Origin of the sequence: Streptomyces sp. JH002, assembly GCF_050916115.1 — a bacterium.
Taxonomy (GTDB): Bacteria; Actinomycetota; Actinomycetes; order Streptomycetales; family Streptomycetaceae; genus Streptomyces; species Streptomyces xiamenensis.
This window is the reverse complement of record NZ_CP087989.1, coordinates 723015-741988: the sequence shown is the minus strand read 5'-3', so window position 1 is coordinate 741988 and position 18974 is coordinate 723015. Positions and strand designations below refer to the sequence as shown.

The following is an 18974-nucleotide window of genomic DNA, read 5'->3' as shown; positions in this document are numbered from 1 at the left end:
AGTTCGCCGGTTCAGCAGTCCTCCACCACATCGACGCGGGCGCCCCTGGCCCGCAGTTCGCGCACCGTACGCGGCGCGGTGCCGCCGTCCACCACCACCCGGTCCACCTCCGCCAGCGCCGCCAGCCGGTGCGGCGCGCGGCGGTCGAACTTGGAGTGGTCGATCAGCGCGACGGTCCGGGAGGCCGAGGCCACCAGCGCCCGCCGGGTGATGGCGGTGCGCAGCGACTGGAGGTAGCACACCCCGTCCGCCACCGCCGTGGTGGACACGAAGAGCAGATCGGGCCGGATGCCGGCCGCCGCGTCCGCCGTGTCCTGGCCCAGGAAGGAGTCGTACGCGGCGTCGTACCGGCCGCCAAGACCCACCAGTTCGATGCCCGGCTGGGCGGCCAGCGCCCGGATCACCGGCAGGAAGTGCGTCACCACGGTGAGCGGCGCGCGCTCCGGCAGCAGCCGGGCCAGTACCAGGGACGTCGTGCTGTCGTCCAGCGCCACCACCTGCCCGGACTCGACCTCGGTGGCCAGCGCCTCGCGGGCGATCGCCAGCTTCGCGTCCACCTGGGCCTGCATCCGGTGTTCGAGGTCACCGTGGAAGGTGGTGGTCGGGGCGCTGGTCGCGCCGCCGCGCACCTTGTGCAGGAATCCGCGCCGGGCCAGCTCGTCGAGGTCACGGTGCACCGTCATGATGCTGACCCCGTACTCCCGGGCCAGCGCGTCCACCCGCACGAATCCCGCTTCGGCCACCTGCCGGCGCATGGCCACCCGCCGCAGTTCCGGATTCCGCCGTGCCCCGTCCGCCGTCATGGGATCACCCGCCATCCGCCCAGCATCGCACGGGGGTTGACGGGTGTTCGGTGAACGGAATCGGACCGATGTGCGTGGGAGCGCTTCCACGAAGGGCGTGTTCATGTCACGATCCGCACGACGTGCCGCTCCGCGAACCGAAGCCGGCCCAACAGCCTCCACCGCCGCGCGAGCCGGCCCCGTACCCCCACTCCTCGCGCCGAAGGGACCTTGATGACCACCACCTCGCCCCGCACGGCGGGACGGCGGCGACGGCCGCCCCGTACCGTACTCGCCACCCTGCTCGGCGCCCTCGCGCCGCTGCTCGCGGCGATGTTCCTCACCGCACCGCCCGCCTCCGCCGCCACCCTCACCGAGGTGACCGGCTTCGGCGCCAACCCCAGCGGCCTGCGGATGCACCTGTACGTACCCGACACCGTCCAGCAGCGCCCCGCCATCCTGGTGGCCGTGCACTACTGCACCGGCAGCGGCCCCGCCTTCCACTCCGGCACCGAGTTCGCCTCGCTCGCCGACCGCCACGGCTTCATCGTCATCTACCCGTCCGCCACCCGCAGCGGCCAGTGCTTCGACGTCTCCTCACCCCAGGCGCTGCGCCGCGACGGCGGCAGTGACCCGGTCGGCATCCGCTCGATGGTCGACCACGTGCAGCGCACCCACGGCGGCGACCCGGAACGCGTCTACGTCACCGGGGCCTCCTCCGGCGCCATGATGACCAACGTGCTGCTGGGCGTCTACCCCGACGTCTTCAAGGCCGGCGCCGCGTTCGCCGGGGTCCCGTTCGGCTGCTTCGCCACCACCGACGGCTCCGGCTGGAACAGCGCCTGCGCACAGGGGCAGATCAGCCGTACCCCGCAGGAGTGGGGCGACCTCGTACGTGCCGCCCACCCCGGCTACACCGGGCCGCGACCGCGCATGCAGATATGGCACGGCACCACGGACGACGTGCTGCGCTACCCGAACTTCGGGGAGCAGATCAAGCAGTGGACACAGGTGCTGGGAGTGAGCCAGACACCCGCGTACAGCGATCAGCCGCAGGCCGGCTGGAACCGCACGCGCTACGGCGGCACCGGCGACCAGGCCCCGGTGGAGGCCATCAGCCTCCAGGGCACCGGACACAACGTGCCCGGCGGCGGCATGGCGGCCCGGGCGATCGCGTTCTTCGGCCTCGACCAGGGCGGCGGCGACCCCGGCCCGGGCCCCGGGCCCGGCCCCCAGCCGGGCGCCTGCCGGGTGCGGATCGCGACCAACGCCTGGAACACCGGGCTGACCGCCGAGCTGACTGTCACCAACACCGGCACCACGACGGTGAGCGGCTGGTCGCTGGCCTTCGCGCTGCCCCCCGGCCAGGCCATCACCGCGGGCTGGAACGCCACGTACACCACTTCCGGCGGCACCGTGACGGCCACCCCGGTGGCCCACAACAGCACCATCGCCCCGGGCGCGAGCGTCAGCTTCGGCTACCAGGCCACACACACGGGCAATGCGGCGGGCCCGGCCGTCTTCACCCTCAACGGCGCCGGGTGCACGACGTCCTGACCGGCCACCGCGCGGCGGCGGACCGGCGCCACAGGCCGGCGGTCCGGGCCGCGCGGTGCGGCGCCGGGGGCGTGGCGTGCGGTCCCGGGCCGACCGCGGTGTTCGGGGCGACAGCCGGTCCGCTTGAATGATGACCATGAACGCCTTTTCCCCGCCACGAGCCCAGCACGGCACCCTCGGTTCGGGGGTCATCCTCCTCTTCTTCGGAACCGTGTGGTGGCTCGTGGGGGCCATCGCCCTGGGGGAGGCCGTCGTCCTCGTCGCGGGACTGGCCGCGGTCGTGGCTCTGTCCGTGCTCGCCGTGCGCCGCCTGGACAACATCGGCGGCCGGGAGGCGTACGAGCGGGCCGCACCGGCCTACCGGACGGCCAACGCAGCCCAGGCGGCCGGGATCGCGGCCGTCGTGGCCGTCTGTGTGGCCACCGGCGGGCAGCAGTGGATTCCGGCCCTCGTCACAGTCGTGGTCGGGGCCCACTTCTTCCCGCTGGTCCGTCCCTTCGGCCGTCCCGAGTACCGCTGGACCGGAGCCCTGCTCATCGCCCTGGGCCTCGCCGGCTGCGTCACCGCCCTCGCCGGGGCCGAGGTGACGACGGTCCTGACCCTGTCCGGCCTGGGATCGGCCACGATCCTGTGGGGCACGACAGCCTGGCACGTGGTGGGCGGGGCGCCCGACGCCTCCGCCGCACCGCACGAGCGGGAAACGGCGGACTGACCGGCTCCACCTCGGAAGAACGAACGCGCGGCAGCACGGGACCGCCCGGCACCTCTCTGCTGTTCAACAACCGGGGCGATGGCTGTGACGGCAGCGCCCGGGAGAACGACATCAACGGTCAGTGACGCCCCCCCGGATCTGCCGCCGGGAACCACCCACCCCGGGCCGCGCCCGCCCGCAGAACACCGTCCGGGGCGGGATCCACCGGTTCCACGCGGTCGGCCCGGCCCGAGGAGCTTCCGCCAGGGCGGCCGACCACCGCCGACAGCGGCCCGATCGCCCGGCCCCGGCACCGCTAGGAGCCGGCGGCCTCCGCCAGGACGCGGGCGAGTTCGCGGGGGCGGGTGGCCATCGGCCAGTGACCCGAGTCGAGGTCCACGTACGCGAGCTGAGTGGCGCGGGCGAGCTCAGGACTCTCACCGGCGGCGATCCAATCCTTGGCCTCGGCAGGAGTGAACTCCGGGCAGACCACCACAACAGGCACGTCGAAGCGCCGCTCGTCGGCCAGGCGCACGACCCCCCTGGCGACCCCCTCGGGGACGGGAACCGTGGCGGACGCGAAACGGTCCCGGGCCTCCTGGTCCAGGTCGGCGGCATCCGCACCCTCGAAAGGCCCCCAGCCGGGGAAGGGCATGGCGCCGTCCTCGATGGTGAAGTGATCGGCGTAGGCCCGTCCGTCGGCGGCGGGGAAACCGCCGATCAGGACGACCTTGGCCACCTTCCCGGGACGCGCGTCGGCGGCCAGCCAGGCCAGGCTGGCGGGAGCACTCGGCCGGGCTACGTCTGAGGCCCCGACACGCGCGAGGACGGGCGCCCGTCCCGACATCCGCGGCTCGACGGAGCGGCTGCCCGCCCGGCGGCCGGCGGGGGAGAGCAGAGTCCCCGCCGGCCGCGAGGGTCACCCGGTGGTGCAGGCGGCGCCACTGAGTGTGAAACCGGTGGGGGCGGCGTTGGCGCTCCCCTTGCCGGCGAGGAAACCGACCGTGACGGCCCCGCCCGCCGGGATGCCGGCGTTGTACGCGGCCGGTGCCACACTCACCCCGCCACCGCTCTGGGTGGCGGTACCGCCCCACATGCTGGAGACGGTCTGACCGCTGGGAAAGACGAACGCCAGGGTCCAGCCGTTGAGGGGGGCCGTGCCGGTGTTGCGGATGACGATCTCGCCCTGGAACCCGCCGCTCCACTCGCCGACGACGCGGTAGGCGACCGCGCATCCGGCGTTCGGCTGGGGCTCCTCGCCGCCGCCCTCGCCGTCGAAGATGGTGGCTTCCTGGGCGGTCTCGCCGATGCCGTTGGGCCCGTGGAAGATGCGCTCGCCCCAGGAGCTGAGCCGGCTGGGGTCGAAGTCGATCGCGAGGTCGAGGATGGGGTCGGTGTTGCCGGACCAGGACCAGGCGAGATACCCGAGCCGGTACTGCTCGGCGGCGGCGAGCATGGCGTCCTCGTCCGGATCGCCCCACTCGTCCGGCGGCCCGCCGAACTCACCGATCACCAGAGGCAGCCCGGCCTGGACGAACGACCCCAGGTAGTCGGTGATCTTCTGCGCCGTGTCGTAGACGCTGTACATGTGGATCGAGAAGATCAGATTGCCGGTGGTGTCGGCCTCGTAGACGGACTGGGCGGTGGCGCGCATCACGCCCTGCCAGTCCTGGCCCCAGTTGGGCGCGTCCACCATGATCGTGTGCTCGAAGCCGGCGTTCCGCAGCTTCTCGACGGCGGCGATGGTGGGCGCGGTCCAGCCCTCGGGGTTGGTGTTGCCCCACGGCTCGTTGCCGATGTTGATGATGACGTAGTCCTCCTCACCGGTGAGGACGCTCTGGAGCCCGATCCAGTAGTCGGCGGCGCCGTCCAGGGTGTCGGCCGCGGCCTCCTCCCCGTATCCGGTGGTGTCGTGGACCTCCAGCACACAGATGAGCCGGTTGGCCTTGCACTGGGCGACGACGGAGGCCACATCGGCGGCGCTGTTCTCGGACCACCGGTAGCCGTTGGACAGCACGACCCGTACGGTGTTGGACCCCAGCGCCTTCACATCGGCCAGCGACTGGGTCTCGCCGGGGTACCAGGTGTGGGCGTGGTTCACGCCACGCATGATGAAGTCGTTGCCGTTGCCTTCGACCAGCCGGCCGTCGCTGATGTGCAGTCCGGTGGCGAGGGCCGGCTCCTCCTGCGCCTGCGCGGTGGCCGCCCCGGGGCCGCCGAGCACGAGGACCCCGATCATCCCGGCCAGGGCGGCCAGCAGCGCGGTCAGTGGGCGTTTGCGTCTGGTGCTTCTTGCTGTTCTCACTGCGACTCCAGAGAGTGAGCACGACGGGAACATTGGGAGCGCTCCCATGAACCCATCGCACCCGTAAGCCGTCAAGACATCGCGCAGACCCCCACCGAATCCCACCAAAGTCACCACCCGGCCACGGGCTGTGAGTGTGTGCGGAGCACCCGGCGGAGCTTGGTATCGTTGTCGTCGTCACAGCGACACACCCCGTCCGGGTGGCGGAATGGCAGACGCGCTAGCTTGAGGTGCTAGTGCCCTCTTATGGGCGTGGGGGTTCAAGTCCCCCCTCGGACACCAGCAGGAACCCCAGTTCACCTGGGGTTTTTGTGTTGTCAGGACCTAGTCGTGACCACCGCAGTGACCAGCCCGTGAACGAGCTTGGTCGTCGGACGACCTCGCCCAGTCCGTTCCGGCCGGCGCTGAATGCGGCCGGCTTCCGGGCACCCTCGTCCCGCGGCTTTCTCTGCCGAAGCATCGGACCGCCCATTTCCTGAGGGCTCCGTGCCCCGACGCTTACAGGGCCGAGACTTTCTCACCTGCACCGGACAGGCGATTTCGGCAGTCGAGCACGTACGGCGCGTGTTCAAGAAGCGACTCGTAGTCGAATTCAGCATGGTCCGTGAGCAGTACCACGACGTCGGACGTTGCGATCTCCTCCGCAGTCGCGTCCACTCGAACCAAGCGTGCATCGGTGGGAGTGTCCGCCACCACGAGTGGGTCGGCACCGCGTACCTCCGCGCCGAGGTCGAGAAGCAGCTCGGCGATCCGAGCGGCCGGGGCTTCTCGCGCATCTCCGGTGTTCGCCTTATATGCCAGGCCAAGCAGGAGTACCCGGGAGCCGTTGACCGGTCGGCGCCGGTGGTTCAACCCTTCCGTGAGACGCCGCACCACGTAGTCCGGCATGTGGCTGTTCACGTCGTTGGCCAGCTCGACAAAACGGAACGACCGACCGAGCGCACGTTCCACACGCCAGGAGAGGAACGACGGGTCAATCGGCAAGCAGTGTCCACCGACCCCCGGACCCGGGTCGAACCGCATGAACCCGAACGGCTTCGTGGCCGCCGCGTCAATCGCCCCCCAGATGTCGATCCCCAGGTCGTGAGCGAACACTGCCAGCTCGTTGACCAGTGCGATATTGACGTGCCGGAAGGTGTTCTCCAGCAGCTTGGTCAGCTCGGCCTCCTTGCAGGAGAAGGTGGGCACGGTTCGCCCCACCAGTTGCCGGTAGAAGCTGTTCACCGCATGCAGCGAGTCCCGGTCGATCCCGGAGACGATTTTCGGGGTGTTCTCCAGACACCAGACCGGGTTGCCCGGGTCGATCCGCTCGGGGCTGTATCCCAGGTGAAAATCGCGACCGGCGATCAGCCCGGAGCCCTTCTCCAACAGTGGCGCAAGCAGTTCCTCGGTGGTGCCTGGGTAGGTCGTGGACTCCAGTACCACCATGGTCCCCGGCCTCAGATGTGCGGCTAGCGCTTCGCCGGCCGCCTCGATGTAGGAGAGGTCGGGCACCCCTTCGTGCAATGGTGTCGGGACGGTGATCACCCCTACGTCGTAGCCTGCCAGGTCGGCCCGATCGACGGACGGCTGATAGTTCCCGCTCCCGAGGACCAGACGCAGCCGGTCGGTCGTGATGTCTTCGATGTACGACTCGCCGCGGGTCAGTTTGTCGACCCGGTGTGGGTCGATGTCGTACCCGACGACCTGATGGCCGACCTCGGCCGCTCGCACGGCCAGCGGGAGTCCCACGTAGCCCTGGCCGACCACAACAACATGCATGGCAGCTCCTACTACAATTTCAGTGCTTGAATGGACCGTCGTCTTTGGCCTAGCAAGGAGAAACGCTGTGCCGCTGGTATCTGTTGTGATGCCTGTGTATAACTCGGCCGTCACTCTCGGATCCTCAATCCGGTCGGTACTCACACAGAGCCATGAAGACCTGGAGATTCTGGTCACCGACGATGCGTCTTCCGATGGCTCTATGGACATGCTGATGGAGTTTGCTGGGCAGGACTCGCGGGTTTTGCCGGAGGCAGCACCTGAACGGGGCGGTGCTGGTCGGGCCCGCAATCTTGCTATTGAGCGTGCCCGCGGGGATTACATCGCTTTTCTTGACAGTGACGACATGTGGCTCCGGGACAAGCTGGAGCGGCAGCTCGACTTCGCCGCGACAGCTGATACACCTTTGACATTCACTTCCTACTTCAAAGTGGATGCTGAATATGATGGCGAAAGCACGGACTTCATCCCTAACGGGCGTGTGGTCGAGGCCCGAGAACACGTCGACTACCGGGCGATGCTGGTCCAGGACCACATCGGCGCGCTGACTGCCATGTACGACCGCAGCGTGCTCGGCACGAGGCTGATGCCGGAGATGCCCAAGCGCCAGGACTATGCGCTGTGGTTGTCGATCATGCGTGACGGGATCGAGGCCCGAGCTTTGTCCGAGCCGCTGGCCCTGTATAGGGCTGGCCGGGCCGGGTCTCTGTCCTCGAACAAACTGTCTCTGGTCCGGTACAACTGGTCGCTCTACCGCGAGCACGAACGGCTGTCGGTGCCTCAGTCAACTCGGGCGCTGGCTGGGGCGGCTTGGCACTCGGTGCGCAAATCGCGAATCTGAGAGCGTCAGCGGAGCCCGGCAACCGTTCGTGCTCACTGGCCTACGCGGCGAAGGGTCCGTCCACTCCTGCATCGCGCAGGAACAGTTGGAGCAACAGGCGGCGTTCCTTCGGCACGATGTCACGCTGGCCGGTGCCCAGCGGTTGGCGTCCGTGGACCCAGCGGTGCTGGTTCACGATGAGGAAGTCACCGCGCTGGAGAGTGAAGGACACCTGGCCGGCGACCAGCTGGTCTGCGAGTTCCTCAGCGGCCCGGGTGTGTGCCTCATCGAGTCCGGACTCGGCGAGCATCTTGGCGGTGAACCGGACGAATCCCAGATCCGCGGGTTCGCCGTCCAGGATGGGGAAGGGGTTGTACTCCTCGCCGACGTCGGACAGATCGAAGAAGGATCCGTAGCGGTAGGCCGCGTCGGCCAGGAGGCTTCGACTTGAGGGCGTCAGTCGTAATACGGCGGCGCGGGCATCGGAGAGGATGCTCGCGCCGGCACCGAGTGCGTCCGGCCTGACGCACAGCAGGGTCGTGTAGTCGGGGGGCTGGGTCGCGTTGACCAAGTCCATGTGAAACGCGTTGTACCCCGTGCCAGTTGACAGGCCGGGGTTGGCGTCGGGATTGGTCCCGATCTCCTTCCACAGCGGCCACCTGTGGAAGGGCTGGAACGGAGTCGCGACTTCGGCGAGAATCGCCGTGGCCAGGCGCCGGAACGCGTCGTCCGTTCCGAGTCTCTGAGCGATGTTCCGCAGGCGCACCACGGTGTAGCCCCGGTTTGCGCTGCTCAACGCGCCGATAAGTGACTCCCGGAACGCAGCGAACAGCGGGGCCGAATGCAGCTGGGTGCGGTACTGCTCGATCGTGGACTCTGCGAGGAAGGCGCCATCCACGGTCCAGGGGGGAAGGGCCTTGCCGATATCGATCAGGACTTCTTCCAGTTCTGCCGATAGGTCGATGAAGCCGTCCCAGTCGCCCGCGATTTCGGGCATCGCATCGATCCTTTCTGAGGATTCACTCCGCCCCGTTGGGCGGAGTAGCCATGTCGGTTCGTGGCACTGTTTCTCGAAGTGTGTGAAGCCGGGGTTCCCGGCGTGCCCGGAGCCGGATTTGAACCGGCACGCAGCGCGTTTCGAGCGCGCCCGTTCATCCGTTGGCGTATCCGGGCCTGGTGCTCCTGTGAGGGGCCCCCTCCCGCGCCTCGGCCAGCCGTCGAGGTGCGGGAGATCGGGCCCCACCGCCGCGCACGGGGTGGAAGGGGGGCGCGGCGGCGGGACGTTCAGGGGGTGGCCGGGGTCAGTGGCCGGGCCACCAGGTTCGCGCGAGTCCGGCGACCAGCGCGCCCAGGCCCAGCAGGGCGATGGCGTACGCGCGGCCAAGCGGGTCCGGTGGGGACGCGGTGGGCGAGGCGGGTAGGTGGGGCGATGTCCCGGTACCGTGCCGCGTCGGACCGCACGGCCCCGCCACCTCGCCGCGTACGAAGTCGGCCAGGCGCCGCAAGCAGTCCGCGCATGCCTGGACGGCCTTCGCCCGGCCATGGGCGACGACCGATCCGGCCCACACCACCGGCACGTTCTCACGCTGGCACATCGAGCAGGTCCCTTCGCGTGTCACCCAGGCGGCGAACCTGTCGACGTGCAGCCAGGCCAGCGGGGTCGGAGCGGTCATGACGGTCTGCCTTCGGGAGTATCGGGCGGCGGAAGTTCGGCGACGGCCTGCGATATCTCCCCGCGCCGAACCGTCCGCGTCACCCGCAGCAGTCGGCCGTTGGCGAGCGTGACGCTCCCGCCATGAATGAAATGAATCCGCCGGCCGCCGAACAGTTCCGTTACCGACTGCACCCGCTCGGCCTGGCCACCGATCTCGATCCGATCCCACGGCCGCACGCCGCTGACGCCCACATCGAGCGTGATCTCCTCCAGCGGGGCCTGATCCACCAGGGCCGGGGCCTCATGCGCATGCCCGGGCATCACGTACCTCCTCCGTCGCCACCATCAGCTGAACGACCTCACCCGGCGCCGGCCGCGCGGCCGCCCGCAGCGGCCTCACCCGACACGACTGTGCACCCACGACCCGCACCCCGAAGGCCAGGCTCGACCAGGAGCGCCGTCTGCCGTATGAGGCCAACCTGCTGCCGCGCGAACGCTCGCAGAGCCGCGTCCTCCGCCGCGGTCCAGTGATCCGGCACCGTCCACCACTCCGTGCCATCCGGCAGGACCACCCGCCGCACCCTCGACCCGGCGAGGAACTCCTCCTCCCCGCGCCGCATGTCACCCAGCAGACCCAGGACCCTTCGCACATCCCACCGACGGCTCACCGTGCGCCCGCCCCCGTGTCGCAGCGGAACCACACACACTTCTTGAAGAGGCCGTCCACGCGATGACTACCGACCGACGCGGCCATGCTCTGCAACATCCACAGCCCGCGCCCCGACTCGGCATCCCAATCCGGCGCACCACAGACCTCAGGCAGAACCAGAGAACGGTCGGAGACCGACACCACCAGCGCATCCCCGAGCTTGTAAATCATCAGAGAACAACGTTGGTCATCCACGTGCTTGATCACGTTCGACAGCAACTCAGTCACCCCCAACCGCACCACGTTCACTACCGAAGGAGACGCCCTCCACTCCCGAGCCACGCCGGCCGCCTCCCGCCGCCACAGCTCAAGATCCGCGGCCCGCGCCGTTAACGGGTACTCGCGCACTCGTGGGCGGTACGTGGCTACAGAACTGCTCATGTGCTTCCTCCTGGTCCGACTGGTGCAGACGAGAATTCGGCGCACGGTCAACACCGCTGGACCCAGGTGAGCCGTCAAGCGAGCGCCGTCATAAGCGTCTAAGGAGACCGACGTCCATGGCCATGCCCCGGCACATGCCACATGGTGAGGCCCGGTGATTCCAGAATGTCGCTGGGACGCCACTTGCATGCCACTTCCGGGTAGGAGCTGTGTCGAGCCAGGCAGGCAGGTGAAACTGACTGTGCAGGGCGAAAGCCTTCGAGAACACCCGCACTGGCGCCGGGGGAGGGCGATGGAGAACACAAGCCGAACGCTGCTCCACCTGTTGGCACAGCAATTGCAATGGCCGTACGACCGTTTCCGCAGGGCATACGAGGAGGCGGCTGTTCAACTAGCCAGGGCTGAGGGGGACCCGCAGATCGCCCGAGCGACGCTCTCGGAGCAGACGTACAGGCGGTGGACCGGCGGCAAGGTCCGAAGTCTGCCGAGATCTCCGGCCTCCATGATCTTGGAGCACATGTTCAGCCGGCCGGTCGCTGAGCTGCTCGCTCCACCCGGCGATGAAGAGTCCGAGTCCACGGCCCTTTGCCTGCGAACGCCGCAGATTGACGAGAGGGAACTCCACATGACCGCACGGGAAGCCGCCGGCCACGCCAGTGAGGCCGCAGCGAAGGCCCTGCCCGACCTCACTCTCGACCAGGCGGAAGACGACACACGCACCCTGGCCCGCGACTACCCCCGCACGCCACCGGGCGAGTCATATCGTCGAGGTCTGGACCTGCTTCGCCTGGCGCAGGCCATGCTGGAACAGACGCAGCGGCCTCGCCAACGGGACCGCCTGTACCTCCAGGCTGGGTCCACTGCGGCGATCATGGCTAGCGCCGCTTTTGATCTCGGCTCGCTGTCCTCCGCAGTCTCGCTGGCCCGTACAGCGGCGCTGTACGGTGAGGTCATCGACCACCATCCCCTGCGCGCATACGCCCACGGAGCCCTGGCATACCTGGCCTACTGGGACGGTCGGCCAAGCGACGCGGTTCGCCTAGCTCAGACCGCTCGCACCTTCACCGATGTCGGCGACACTGGCCGCATCCGACTGGCCACCATCGCTGCGCGCGCTCACGCCCACATGGGCGATCGCTCCGCCGCCCGGACAGCCATGTCCCAGGTCGAGCAGTACACCACCGGTCGACGCGACGAACTGCACGATGGAGTCGGCGGTGAATTCGCTATGTCGGACGCTCGCGTTGCTATGTCAAACGCGACAAGCTGCTTGCTCATTCAGGATGTCGCGCAGGCCGAGTCGGCAGCCGAGGAAGCCCTCGAACTGGTTCAGGGGCACCCGGCCGAGGAACGGATGTCTTGGGGAAGCAAAGCCGCAGTCGATTTGGCCCGCGCCCGGTTACTGCGACGCGAACTGGATGGAGCGTCCGCGGCCGTTAGCCCGGTCTTCGACATCCCCAGCGAATGGCGGACGCTCGGTCTCCGCGAGCGCTTGGCCGGCTTGCGCCGGGATCTCGCTGCGGTCGATGTCCGCGAGGCAACGGTGGCCCTCGACCTGGGTGGCCAGATCGAGGCATTCACCATCACCGGGGCGGGCGCACGGAGCCATCACGCGCTGGAGGTCTGACCGCTAGCCGGGAGCGCGTCCAAGATGGCCGCCTCCCTGCTTGCTGACATCCCGTGCTCTGCCCACCGTGGATGCTCAACAGGCATGCCGCCGGAGCGCATCCACTCCCAGGTGTCGGCCACTGTCTCGCTCAGTGGCCGACTGACGAATCCAGCCTTGTGGGCAACAGAGGAGTCCACGGCCCATGCACCCGCGTGGGTGCGCCACAACGGAAGCTCTGTCCACTGGCGAACACCATGTTCAAGGAGTAGTTCGTCCGGGGCCCAACGCAGTTCTGCGCCGCCCCCAGTGACATCAACACAGGCCGACAGGAAATCCCGCATCGTGTCCCGGTGGAGCGGTGCGGCCAAGTTGAAGCTAGCTCCCTGGCCCACGGCTGCTCTGTCCAGCGCGAACGTAGCCACATCCCGTACATCAACCGGCTGGATCGTCCTGTTCGGACTTCCCGGTGCCAGCATCGGGCCGCCACGCTCGGCCCGCCTCAGCCACCACGGCAGTCGGCCAACATACTCCCCGGGGCCGACGATCACGCCCGGTCGCAGCACTGTCGCTCTGCCAGCCCCGAAAGTTCGTTGCACCGCGCGCTCTGCCCCCGCCTTCTGAAGGCCGTAGTACGCGGCAGCGCTACCGTTCTTCCCGTACTCCTCGTCGGCCTCGGCCGGGGCGTCCAGGATTTCGGATGCCTCGGTCAGTGGCTCATTCGGCCAGCCACTGTAGGCGTTGACGGTGGAGACATAGATGTAGCTCTGCGCGACAGGTTCCAATACCCGTGCCCCGGCCAGGATGCGCACCGGAGCGTGATCCGCGGACGACGTATCAATCACCGCATCCCATGGGCCATTCGAAGCGAGCCGGACCACATCTTCAACGACCGCTCGATCACCGCGAATCGCTTGCACCCCTGTAACGTCGACACCGGAGCGTCCACGGTTGAAGGTGGCAACCTCCCACCCCCGCCTCAGCGCTTCCTCGGCTACTGCACGCCCGAGGAACCACGTACCACCAAGCAACAAAATTCGCATGGGGCGATCCTTCCTCGGGTGCTCCACCTAGGACAAGCCCGGATCTTCCGGCGAAGGCTCCGTGAAAACTGGTTCCGGCCCCAGCAGTCAGGCTCCCCGCCTCGGGGGTCAGCCACCGGATGAATGAATGAATGGGCGTGGGCGCGGAGGGAGCCGTGAGGAGCGAGGGCGAACGTTGTCTGGCATGACCAGCGCGTGACCAGAAGGGGTCCGGAACAGCCGGAAACACCGAGGAACGGGTTGCCACAGCCTGGGGCGCTGGTCGTCCTTGGAGGCGCCGTTGCCGCAGGTCAGAGCCCTGAGGGGCTGGTGTCCGGGTGAAGAGTTCAAGTCCCCCCGGACACTTGGGCGAGACCCCAGCTGAGCTGGGGGTTTCCGTTTTTTTGGGCTTGGAGGCTCGGCGCGAGCAACCGTGTGAACCACGGCCCCGTGCACTGCGGGCACCTGCGGGGTGGAGCGCGGAGCCTCTGACCTGCCGGCCCGCCGGCCGGTGGGAAGAGCAGGTCAGAGGCTCATGGTCAGGGTGTCCGGGGGAGAGTCCAAGCCCTCCTCAGGACGCGTTGCCGTGTGACGCGGGCGGCCCGGCGTCGGCGATGATCTCGCGGGCCTCGGCGGGGATGTCGCCGGGAGTGAAGAGGACGGTTCCCTCGACGGTGTTGCCGCGTTCGCCGGTGACCAGGCCGGTGATGGCCGGGTTGGTCGTGTAGTTACCGGTCAAGGTCTGGTCGCCGGTGGTGTTGCCGTTCTGGTTGTTGGCGTGCGCCCACTGTGCCGCCGTGTTGAGGAAGACGTTGCGGGTGGCGGTGATGTACCGGGAGCCTTCGTCGAAGTACAGCCCGAGCTGTCCGCTGTTCTCGCAGAAGTTCCCCTCGATGGTGCTGCCGGGCATCGCGGACAGCGTGTAGACGCAGCCGGCGTCGAACAGGGTGTGGATCACGTCGCTGATGTGATTGCCCGTCACGCGGACCTCGGACAGGGTGGTGGGTGTGTCGTAGACGGGCTGGAAGTCGTAGAGCCCGCGGTTGAGGTATTCGGGGTTGCCGCCGGGGTCGTTGGCGCCCCAGCCGAATCCGACACCGATGCCCGTGTAGGGCATGTCGGACACCTCGTTGTGCTCAATGGTCAGCCGGGTCACGTAGCTGGCGAAGATCCCGTCGTGGTCGAGGTACTCCAGCGCGGTGGAGAAGACGCGGTTGTGTCGGATGAGGATGTCGCTGTTGGTCATGCGTGTGTCGGAGGGGTGGTGGGCGTCGGGGCGCACTCCGCCGACCACGATGCCGCCGCCTGCGCCGGCGGTGAAGGTGTTGCCGATGACGGAGACGTCCCGTGTCCCGAGGCCGACGCCGGTGGCGTGCGCGTTGGCGTCGTTGCCGATGCCCAGCCCGACCGAGCCGAGGTTCACGAAGGTGTTGTCCTCGAAGAGGATGTCGTGCGCCGCCGACACCTGCACGGCGGCGGGCGCCTGTCCCCAGGTGTTGCGGGCGCCTTCGAAACCCCTGCACCCGGCCGCGCAGGAGGTGAACGCGTCGGCGGGTCGGTGCTCCTGGACACCGGTGAGGAACGTGCCGGTCTGCTGGTTGGCGTATCCGTCGGGCGAGCCGGGGTGCAGCCAGGTGGTGCCGGTGAAGGTGAGCCCTGCGAAGTTCAGGTCGTGGGCGGGTTCGTCGTAGCTGCCACCGACCTCCACCAGGGTTTCCAGGCGGGGCAGTTCGACCCGCGCGTTCGCCAGGTCCTGCCCGGCGAGCGGCTTGTAGTAGAGCGTTCCGCCCGTGGTGTCCAGGTACCACTCGCCGGGCTCGTTGAGGAACGCCTTGGAGTTCAGCAGCCAGAACGTCGGCGCGCGGAACGGCGACTGGATCGTGTCGTAGCCGTAGGTGTTGTTGTCCCACGCCGGCTGCCGCATGATCACCGTGGAGCCGGTGATGCTGTCCACCGGCGCGAAGCGATTGGTGAACGACAGCATCGCCTGGAGTTCGACGCGCCGCTGGTCGGGCAGGTCAGCGAGATAGCCGAGATCCGGGTTGTCCAGGGTGAAGCCGGTGGAGTTGAGGGTGATGTCCGACGGGGCCAGAGCGGTGCGGGCGCGCTGGGCGAGGGCGCCGTCGACGTACAGCTGCCGGGTGTCGAAGCCCGTGCCGACCTCCGCCCGGTAGACGCCGGTGGCCGGATCGTCCAGTTCCCAGCCGGTGACCGGCTCGGCCCCGGTCAGCACGGGCCGCGCTCCCTCGGCGGCCCGGTACGCCACGGTGTGGCCGTCCCGTCCGGAGTCGGCGGCATCGAACCGCAGCGGCTCACTGAGCCGGTACGTCCCGTCCAGGAGCGTGACGGTGACGTCGCCGTCGGCCCGGGCGGCGAGCTCCCGCGCCCGGTGCTGCGCCTCCGCCAGGGTCGCCAGCGGCTGTTCGGCGGTGCCGGGGCCGCCATCGGCGGCGTGCTGGGCGCCGGTGGGTGCGACGACGATGGTGTGGCCGGTGGGCGCGGCGTGTGCCGTGGGAACGGGCAGGGCGGTGAACACCGCGGTGGACAGGGCCGCGGCACACGCCGCGAGGGGTATGCGCAGGCGGGTCGAGAGCTGTGGTGGGGGCACGGCTTACGTCCTTTCGTCGTGGCGGGGCGTCATCAGGAGGTCGTGATCCGGGTGCGGTGCGGGGCGCGGTTCCTGGAGGACCGGAGCGGGGGGTGTGGACCCCGCGGGGTGCCGTGGCGCGTTTCCGGTCACCGGGAGCAGGCGCCGTCCGGCCTGCTCCGGTCGGATGTGCGGGGTGCCCGGCGCGGCGGTGTGCGGTGTGTGGCGGGCGGCGATCGTTTCCGCGTCGACGCGCAGACCGAGTCCCGGAGTGTCGCCGAGGACGAACGCGCCGTCCGCCACGTGCAGGTCGAGGGAGACTCCGGCCGGGGGTTGAAGGTCCTGGAGCTCGCTGACCAGGTGATGGGGCATGGCCGTCGCGGCGTGCAGCAGCCCGATGGGGGTGTTGCCGATCGGGCTGACGGGGAGGTCGTGGGCGTGGGCCAGTGCGGCGACCCGCAGGAAATGGGTCACCCCGTGGACGGCGGCGGTCTGGACGATGTCGAGCGCGCCCGCGGTGAGCAGTGGCCGGTACTGTTCCAGACCCGTCAGGTTCTCCCCGCTCGCCACCGAGGTGCGGACACCGCGCTGGACGGCGGCCAGGCCCTCGGCGTCCCAGCGCCGCACGGGCTCCTCGATCCAGATGAGGTCCAGGGTGCGTTCGATCTCGGCGATGTGCCGGACGGCCTGTTTACGGGTCCAGGTCTCGTTCGCGTCGAGCATCAGGCCGGGCCGTGCGCCGTGTGCGGCCTCGGCCAGCACCTCCTGGACGAGGGCCAGACGCCGCCGGTCCCGGTCGGGGTCGAGGCCGCCCTTGATCTTGGCCGCCCGGATGCCGTGGGCGGCGTACTCCTGGTAGACCGCGACCAGTTCGTCCTCGTTCAGCCCGATGTCGAGGCCGGAGGCGTAGGCGGGGACGGTCCGGTCGAGGCCGCCGAGGAGCCGCCACAGGGGTTCTCCGGCCGCTTGCGCCTTGATGTCCCACAAGGCGGTGTCGAGGGCGCCTATGGTTCCGAACCGGGCCCCGGCGTGCCCGGCCTTGAAGGTCTGCCGCAGCATGCGGTCGTAGAGCACGGTCACGCCGCGCGGGTCCTCACCTTCGATGGCCGCGAAGAGGACGTCCGCTTCCGCGTGTGATCCCAGGCCGACGCCGGTGATGCCCTCGTCCGTGTCCACGAGGATGATCGGGACGGGGACGACGCCGTCGGCGAAGACGCCGTTGGCGTCCCCGACGGGACGGCCCCACCTCTGCACGGTCGTCAGGGTGCGATACCCGGTGATCCGCATGTCATCCCTTCGTGGAACCGGCGGTGACGCCGTCGGCGATCTGGCGCTGGAAGAAGACGTAGAGCACGAGCAGCGGAAGCGCGGCGATCAGCACCCCGGAGGCGAAGACGGGGATGTTGTCGGCGTACTGGCCGCGCAGTGAGGTGACCCCGACCATCAGGGTGCGGTGTTCGGGGGACGGCATCATCAGCAGGGCGATGAGCACGTCGTTCCAGCAGAACAGGGCGTTGAGGATGCCGACCGACAGCAGGGCCGGACGCCCCATCGGCAGCATGACGCGCCGGTAGACGCCGTAGGGCGTGTTCCCGTCGATCCTGGCCGCGTCCACGATCTCGCGGGGAATGGTGGCGTAGTAGCTCGTCATCAAGAAGATCGTGAACGGGAGGAACTGGGCGACGTAGGCGAGGATCAGCCCGGTGTAGGTGTCCATGAGCCGGGCGTCCGCCATGATCCGCGCCAGGGGGACCATGATGACCTGGAAGGGTACGAACAGGGCCGCGAGGCAGCCCAGGAAGAGCACCCGCGAGCCCCGGAACCGCAGGTGGCTCAGGGCGAAGCCGGCCATCGAGCCGATGAGCAGGAGGACCACCACGGCGCAGGTCACGACGGCGAGGGAGTTGACGACGTACCGCCCCATGCCGGCGTTGGTCCACGCCGCGGCGACGTTGTCCAGGTTCGGGGACGGTGCCGGGGAGAACCGGTCGAGGACGTAGTCGTGCCGGGTCTTCATGGCGACGTTGCCCGTGAACAGCAGGGGGTAGATCGTCGCCAGGGCCAGGGCGGCCATGGGAAGGGCCACCAGCCATCGGCCCAAACGGGGGCCGCGCATCAGCTCTCCCTCCCCGAGCGGCGCAGCAGCGCGATCTGTGCCAGGCCGACGACGAGCATGATGACGAACAGAACGGTCGAGGCGGCCGAGGCGAGCGCGGGCCGGTTCAACTGGCCCTGCTGGATCCAGACGTAGTACTCCGGCAGGTACGTGGAGCCCTCGGGGCCGCCGCTCGTCATCACGTACAGCAGGCCGAACATCGAGGTCAGCATGCCGATCATCGTGGTGACGACGACGAACTGGAGGGTGCGGGACAGGCCCGGGACGATCACGTGCCGGATGAGCTGCGGCAGCGACGCCCCGTCGACGCGGGCGGCGTCCTGGAGCGAGGGGTCCAGGGTGGAGAAGCCGGCCAGGAAGACCACCAGCGCCATCCCGAAGGTCGCCCAGATGTGCACGCCGACGACGGTGAACATGGCGAGGTCCGGATCACCGAGCCAGTCGATCGGGCCGATGCCCAGGTGTCCGAGCCCGGAGTTCAGGGGGCCGTCGAAGGCGAGCAGGAGGTTGAAGATCGCGCCGACGATCACCGGTGAGAGCACGGCCGGGAAGAAGTAGACGCCGCGGTAGAACCGGTGCCCCGGCACACGCAGGTGGATGAAGGTGGCCAGCAGGCCGGGGATCGCGACCGCGACCGGCAGCAGCAGTACCAGCAGCCCGACGTTCTCCAGCGCGGTGCGGAAGAGCGGATCCCGCAACAGCTCCGCGTAGTTGTCCAGGCCGACCGGCTGCCCGTCGTGCTCGCCGTCGCCGGTGAAGGAGAAGTTGACGCCCAGGAGCAGCGGGAACAGCCGGAGCGCGAGGATGATCAGGATGGCCGGCGCGAGCAGGACGTAGGGCGCCAGCCGTTCCGCGCGGCGACCGGTCCCGTACCGCGGCCCGCCCTTGCCCGCGGCCGTGCGGCGGGTACCGGCGGCGCCCGGACGACCGGTCGGACCGGCCGTGGCCGGGTGAGCCGGGGGCGGCGACCCGTGGACAGGCAC

Annotated in this window: 16 protein-coding genes, 2 tRNA genes and 1 pseudogene; 5 read left to right on the top strand and 14 right to left on the bottom strand. The window is 69.1% G+C overall.

The annotated features are described in order from the left end of the window. Positions 1 to 11: 11 nt before the first annotated feature. Positions 12 to 818 carry a DeoR/GlpR family DNA-binding transcription regulator gene (locus tag H7827_RS03075; RefSeq protein WP_386535663.1) on the bottom strand — a complete coding sequence of 269 codons (807 nt, stop codon included), beginning with the start codon at positions 816 to 818 and terminating at the stop codon, positions 12 to 14. 198 nt (positions 819 to 1016) lie between these two features. Between H7827_RS03075 and H7827_RS03070 the strand changes: the two genes are divergently transcribed. Both H7827_RS03070 and H7827_RS03065 read left to right on the top strand, forming a co-directional pair. Then, positions 1017 to 2339: an extracellular catalytic domain type 1 short-chain-length polyhydroxyalkanoate depolymerase gene (locus H7827_RS03070; RefSeq protein ID WP_432742455.1), complete on the top strand. Its 1323-nt coding sequence runs from the start codon at positions 1017 to 1019 to the stop codon at positions 2337 to 2339. Between the two features lie 136 nt (positions 2340 to 2475). Continuing rightward, positions 2476 to 3051: a hypothetical protein gene (locus tag H7827_RS03065; protein ID WP_432742453.1), complete on the top strand. Its 576-nt coding sequence runs from the start codon at positions 2476 to 2478 to the stop codon at positions 3049 to 3051. A gap of 295 nt (positions 3052 to 3346) precedes the next feature. On the opposite strand, the pseudogene H7827_RS03060 reads toward H7827_RS03065, so the two are convergent. After that, positions 3347 to 3820, bottom strand: a pseudogene (locus H7827_RS03060) (alpha/beta fold hydrolase); the annotation flags it as partial. A 129-nt stretch (positions 3821 to 3949) separates the two neighbouring features. Continuing rightward, entirely contained in the window at positions 3950 to 5335 is a 1386-nt protein-coding gene (locus tag H7827_RS03055) for a cellulase family glycosylhydrolase (protein ID WP_432742451.1), read from the bottom strand. A gap of 194 nt (positions 5336 to 5529) precedes the next feature. Here H7827_RS03055 and H7827_RS03050 point away from each other — a divergent pair. After that, positions 5530 to 5617 (top strand) — tRNA-Leu (locus H7827_RS03050). A 216-nt stretch (positions 5618 to 5833) separates the two neighbouring features. Here H7827_RS03050 and H7827_RS03045 read toward each other — a convergent pair. Continuing rightward, positions 5834 to 7096 (bottom strand): nucleotide sugar dehydrogenase, encoded by a 1263-nt coding sequence (locus H7827_RS03045; protein WP_432742449.1) that lies wholly within the window; start codon positions 7094 to 7096, stop codon positions 5834 to 5836. 67 nt (positions 7097 to 7163) lie between these two features. Between H7827_RS03045 and H7827_RS03040 the strand changes: the two genes are divergently transcribed. Then, entirely contained in the window at positions 7164 to 7937 is a 774-nt protein-coding gene (locus H7827_RS03040) for a glycosyltransferase family 2 protein (RefSeq protein WP_432742447.1), read from the top strand. Positions 7938 to 7977: 40 nt separating this feature from the next. Here the strand turns inward: H7827_RS03040 and H7827_RS03035 are convergent, their stop codons facing one another. The 5 genes from H7827_RS03035 to H7827_RS03015 all read right to left on the bottom strand — a co-directional run bounded on the left by H7827_RS03035 (position 7978) and on the right by H7827_RS03015 (position 10660). Beyond that, a complete protein-coding gene (locus H7827_RS03035) occupies positions 7978 to 8913 on the bottom strand; it encodes a TauD/TfdA family dioxygenase (RefSeq protein WP_432742445.1) in 936 nt (311 codons plus the stop codon). Positions 8914 to 9016: 103 nt separating this feature from the next. Beyond that, positions 9017 to 9089: transfer RNA gene (locus tag H7827_RS03030), tRNA-Ser, on the bottom strand. A gap of 128 nt (positions 9090 to 9217) precedes the next feature. Beyond that, positions 9218 to 9589 carry a hypothetical protein gene (locus tag H7827_RS03025; protein ID WP_386535684.1) on the bottom strand — a complete coding sequence of 124 codons (372 nt, stop codon included), beginning with the start codon at positions 9587 to 9589 and terminating at the stop codon, positions 9218 to 9220. Next, entirely contained in the window at positions 9586 to 9891 is a 306-nt protein-coding gene (locus H7827_RS03020) for a hypothetical protein (protein WP_432742443.1), read from the bottom strand. The genes H7827_RS03025 and H7827_RS03020 overlap by 4 nt, the downstream gene beginning before the upstream one ends. Positions 9892 to 10234: 343 nt before the next feature. Then, complete coding sequence (locus tag H7827_RS03015; RefSeq protein ID WP_432742441.1) at positions 10235 to 10660, bottom strand: ATP-binding protein; 426 nt, start codon at positions 10658 to 10660, stop codon at positions 10235 to 10237. A 292-nt stretch (positions 10661 to 10952) separates the two neighbouring features. Here H7827_RS03015 and H7827_RS03010 point away from each other — a divergent pair, with 292 nt between their 5' ends. Beyond that, positions 10953 to 12287, top strand: a complete 1335-nt coding sequence (locus H7827_RS03010) for a hypothetical protein (RefSeq protein WP_432742439.1) — start codon at positions 10953 to 10955, stop codon at positions 12285 to 12287. Here H7827_RS03010 and H7827_RS03005 read toward each other — a convergent pair. The 5 genes from H7827_RS03005 to H7827_RS02985 all read right to left on the bottom strand — a co-directional run bounded on the left by H7827_RS03005 (position 12269) and on the right by H7827_RS02985 (position 18836). Next, positions 12269 to 13309 carry an NAD-dependent epimerase/dehydratase family protein gene (locus H7827_RS03005; RefSeq protein ID WP_386535697.1) on the bottom strand — a complete coding sequence of 347 codons (1041 nt, stop codon included), beginning with the start codon at positions 13307 to 13309 and terminating at the stop codon, positions 12269 to 12271. The two genes, H7827_RS03010 and H7827_RS03005, sit on opposite strands and share 19 nt — an antisense overlap. A gap of 550 nt (positions 13310 to 13859) precedes the next feature. Further along, positions 13860 to 15896: a right-handed parallel beta-helix repeat-containing protein gene (locus tag H7827_RS03000; protein WP_432742437.1), complete on the bottom strand. Its 2037-nt coding sequence runs from the start codon at positions 15894 to 15896 to the stop codon at positions 13860 to 13862. Between the two features lie 3 nt (positions 15897 to 15899). Then, positions 15900 to 17162, bottom strand: coding sequence for a mandelate racemase/muconate lactonizing enzyme family protein (locus tag H7827_RS02995; protein ID WP_432742435.1), 1263 nt, complete (start codon positions 17160 to 17162; stop codon positions 15900 to 15902). 1 nt (position 17163) lies between these two features. Then, positions 17164 to 17991: a carbohydrate ABC transporter permease gene (locus H7827_RS02990; protein ID WP_432742433.1), complete on the bottom strand. Its 828-nt coding sequence runs from the start codon at positions 17989 to 17991 to the stop codon at positions 17164 to 17166. Further along, the gene (locus tag H7827_RS02985) at positions 17991 to 18836 is read right to left on the bottom strand and encodes a carbohydrate ABC transporter permease (RefSeq protein ID WP_432747925.1); all 846 of its coding nucleotides are present in this window, start codon (positions 18834 to 18836) and stop codon (positions 17991 to 17993) included. The genes H7827_RS02990 and H7827_RS02985 overlap by 1 nt, the downstream gene beginning before the upstream one ends. Positions 18837 to 18974: the final 138 nt, after the last annotated feature.

Excerpts from the sequence above, each read along its gene's own strand:
- H7827_RS03075 (WP_386535663.1), bottom strand. The coding sequence starts at position 818 with ATGGCGGGTGATCCCATGACGGCGGACGGGGCACGGCGGAATCCGGAA.
- H7827_RS03070 (WP_432742455.1), top strand. The coding sequence starts at position 1,017 with ATGACCACCACCTCGCCCCGCACGGCGGGACGGCGGCGACGGCCGCCC.
- H7827_RS03065 (WP_432742453.1), top strand. The coding sequence starts at position 2,476 with ATGAACGCCTTTTCCCCGCCACGAGCCCAGCACGGCACCCTCGGTTCG.
- H7827_RS03045 (WP_432742449.1), bottom strand. The coding sequence starts at position 7,096 with ATGCATGTTGTTGTGGTCGGCCAGGGCTACGTGGGACTCCCGCTGGCC.
- H7827_RS03035 (WP_432742445.1), bottom strand. The coding sequence starts at position 8,913 with ATGCCCGAAATCGCGGGCGACTGGGACGGCTTCATCGACCTATCGGCA.
- H7827_RS03025 (WP_386535684.1), bottom strand. The coding sequence starts at position 9,589 with ATGACCGCTCCGACCCCGCTGGCCTGGCTGCACGTCGACAGGTTCGCC.
- H7827_RS03020 (WP_432742443.1), bottom strand. The coding sequence starts at position 9,891 with ATGCCCGGGCATGCGCATGAGGCCCCGGCCCTGGTGGATCAGGCCCCG.
- H7827_RS03015 (WP_432742441.1), bottom strand. The coding sequence starts at position 10,660 with ATGAGCAGTTCTGTAGCCACGTACCGCCCACGAGTGCGCGAGTACCCG.
- H7827_RS03010 (WP_432742439.1), top strand. The coding sequence starts at position 10,953 with ATGGAGAACACAAGCCGAACGCTGCTCCACCTGTTGGCACAGCAATTG.
- H7827_RS03005 (WP_386535697.1), bottom strand. The coding sequence starts at position 13,309 with ATGCGAATTTTGTTGCTTGGTGGTACGTGGTTCCTCGGGCGTGCAGTA.
- H7827_RS02995 (WP_432742435.1), bottom strand. The coding sequence starts at position 17,162 with ATGCGGATCACCGGGTATCGCACCCTGACGACCGTGCAGAGGTGGGGC.
- H7827_RS02990 (WP_432742433.1), bottom strand. The coding sequence starts at position 17,991 with ATGCGCGGCCCCCGTTTGGGCCGATGGCTGGTGGCCCTTCCCATGGCC.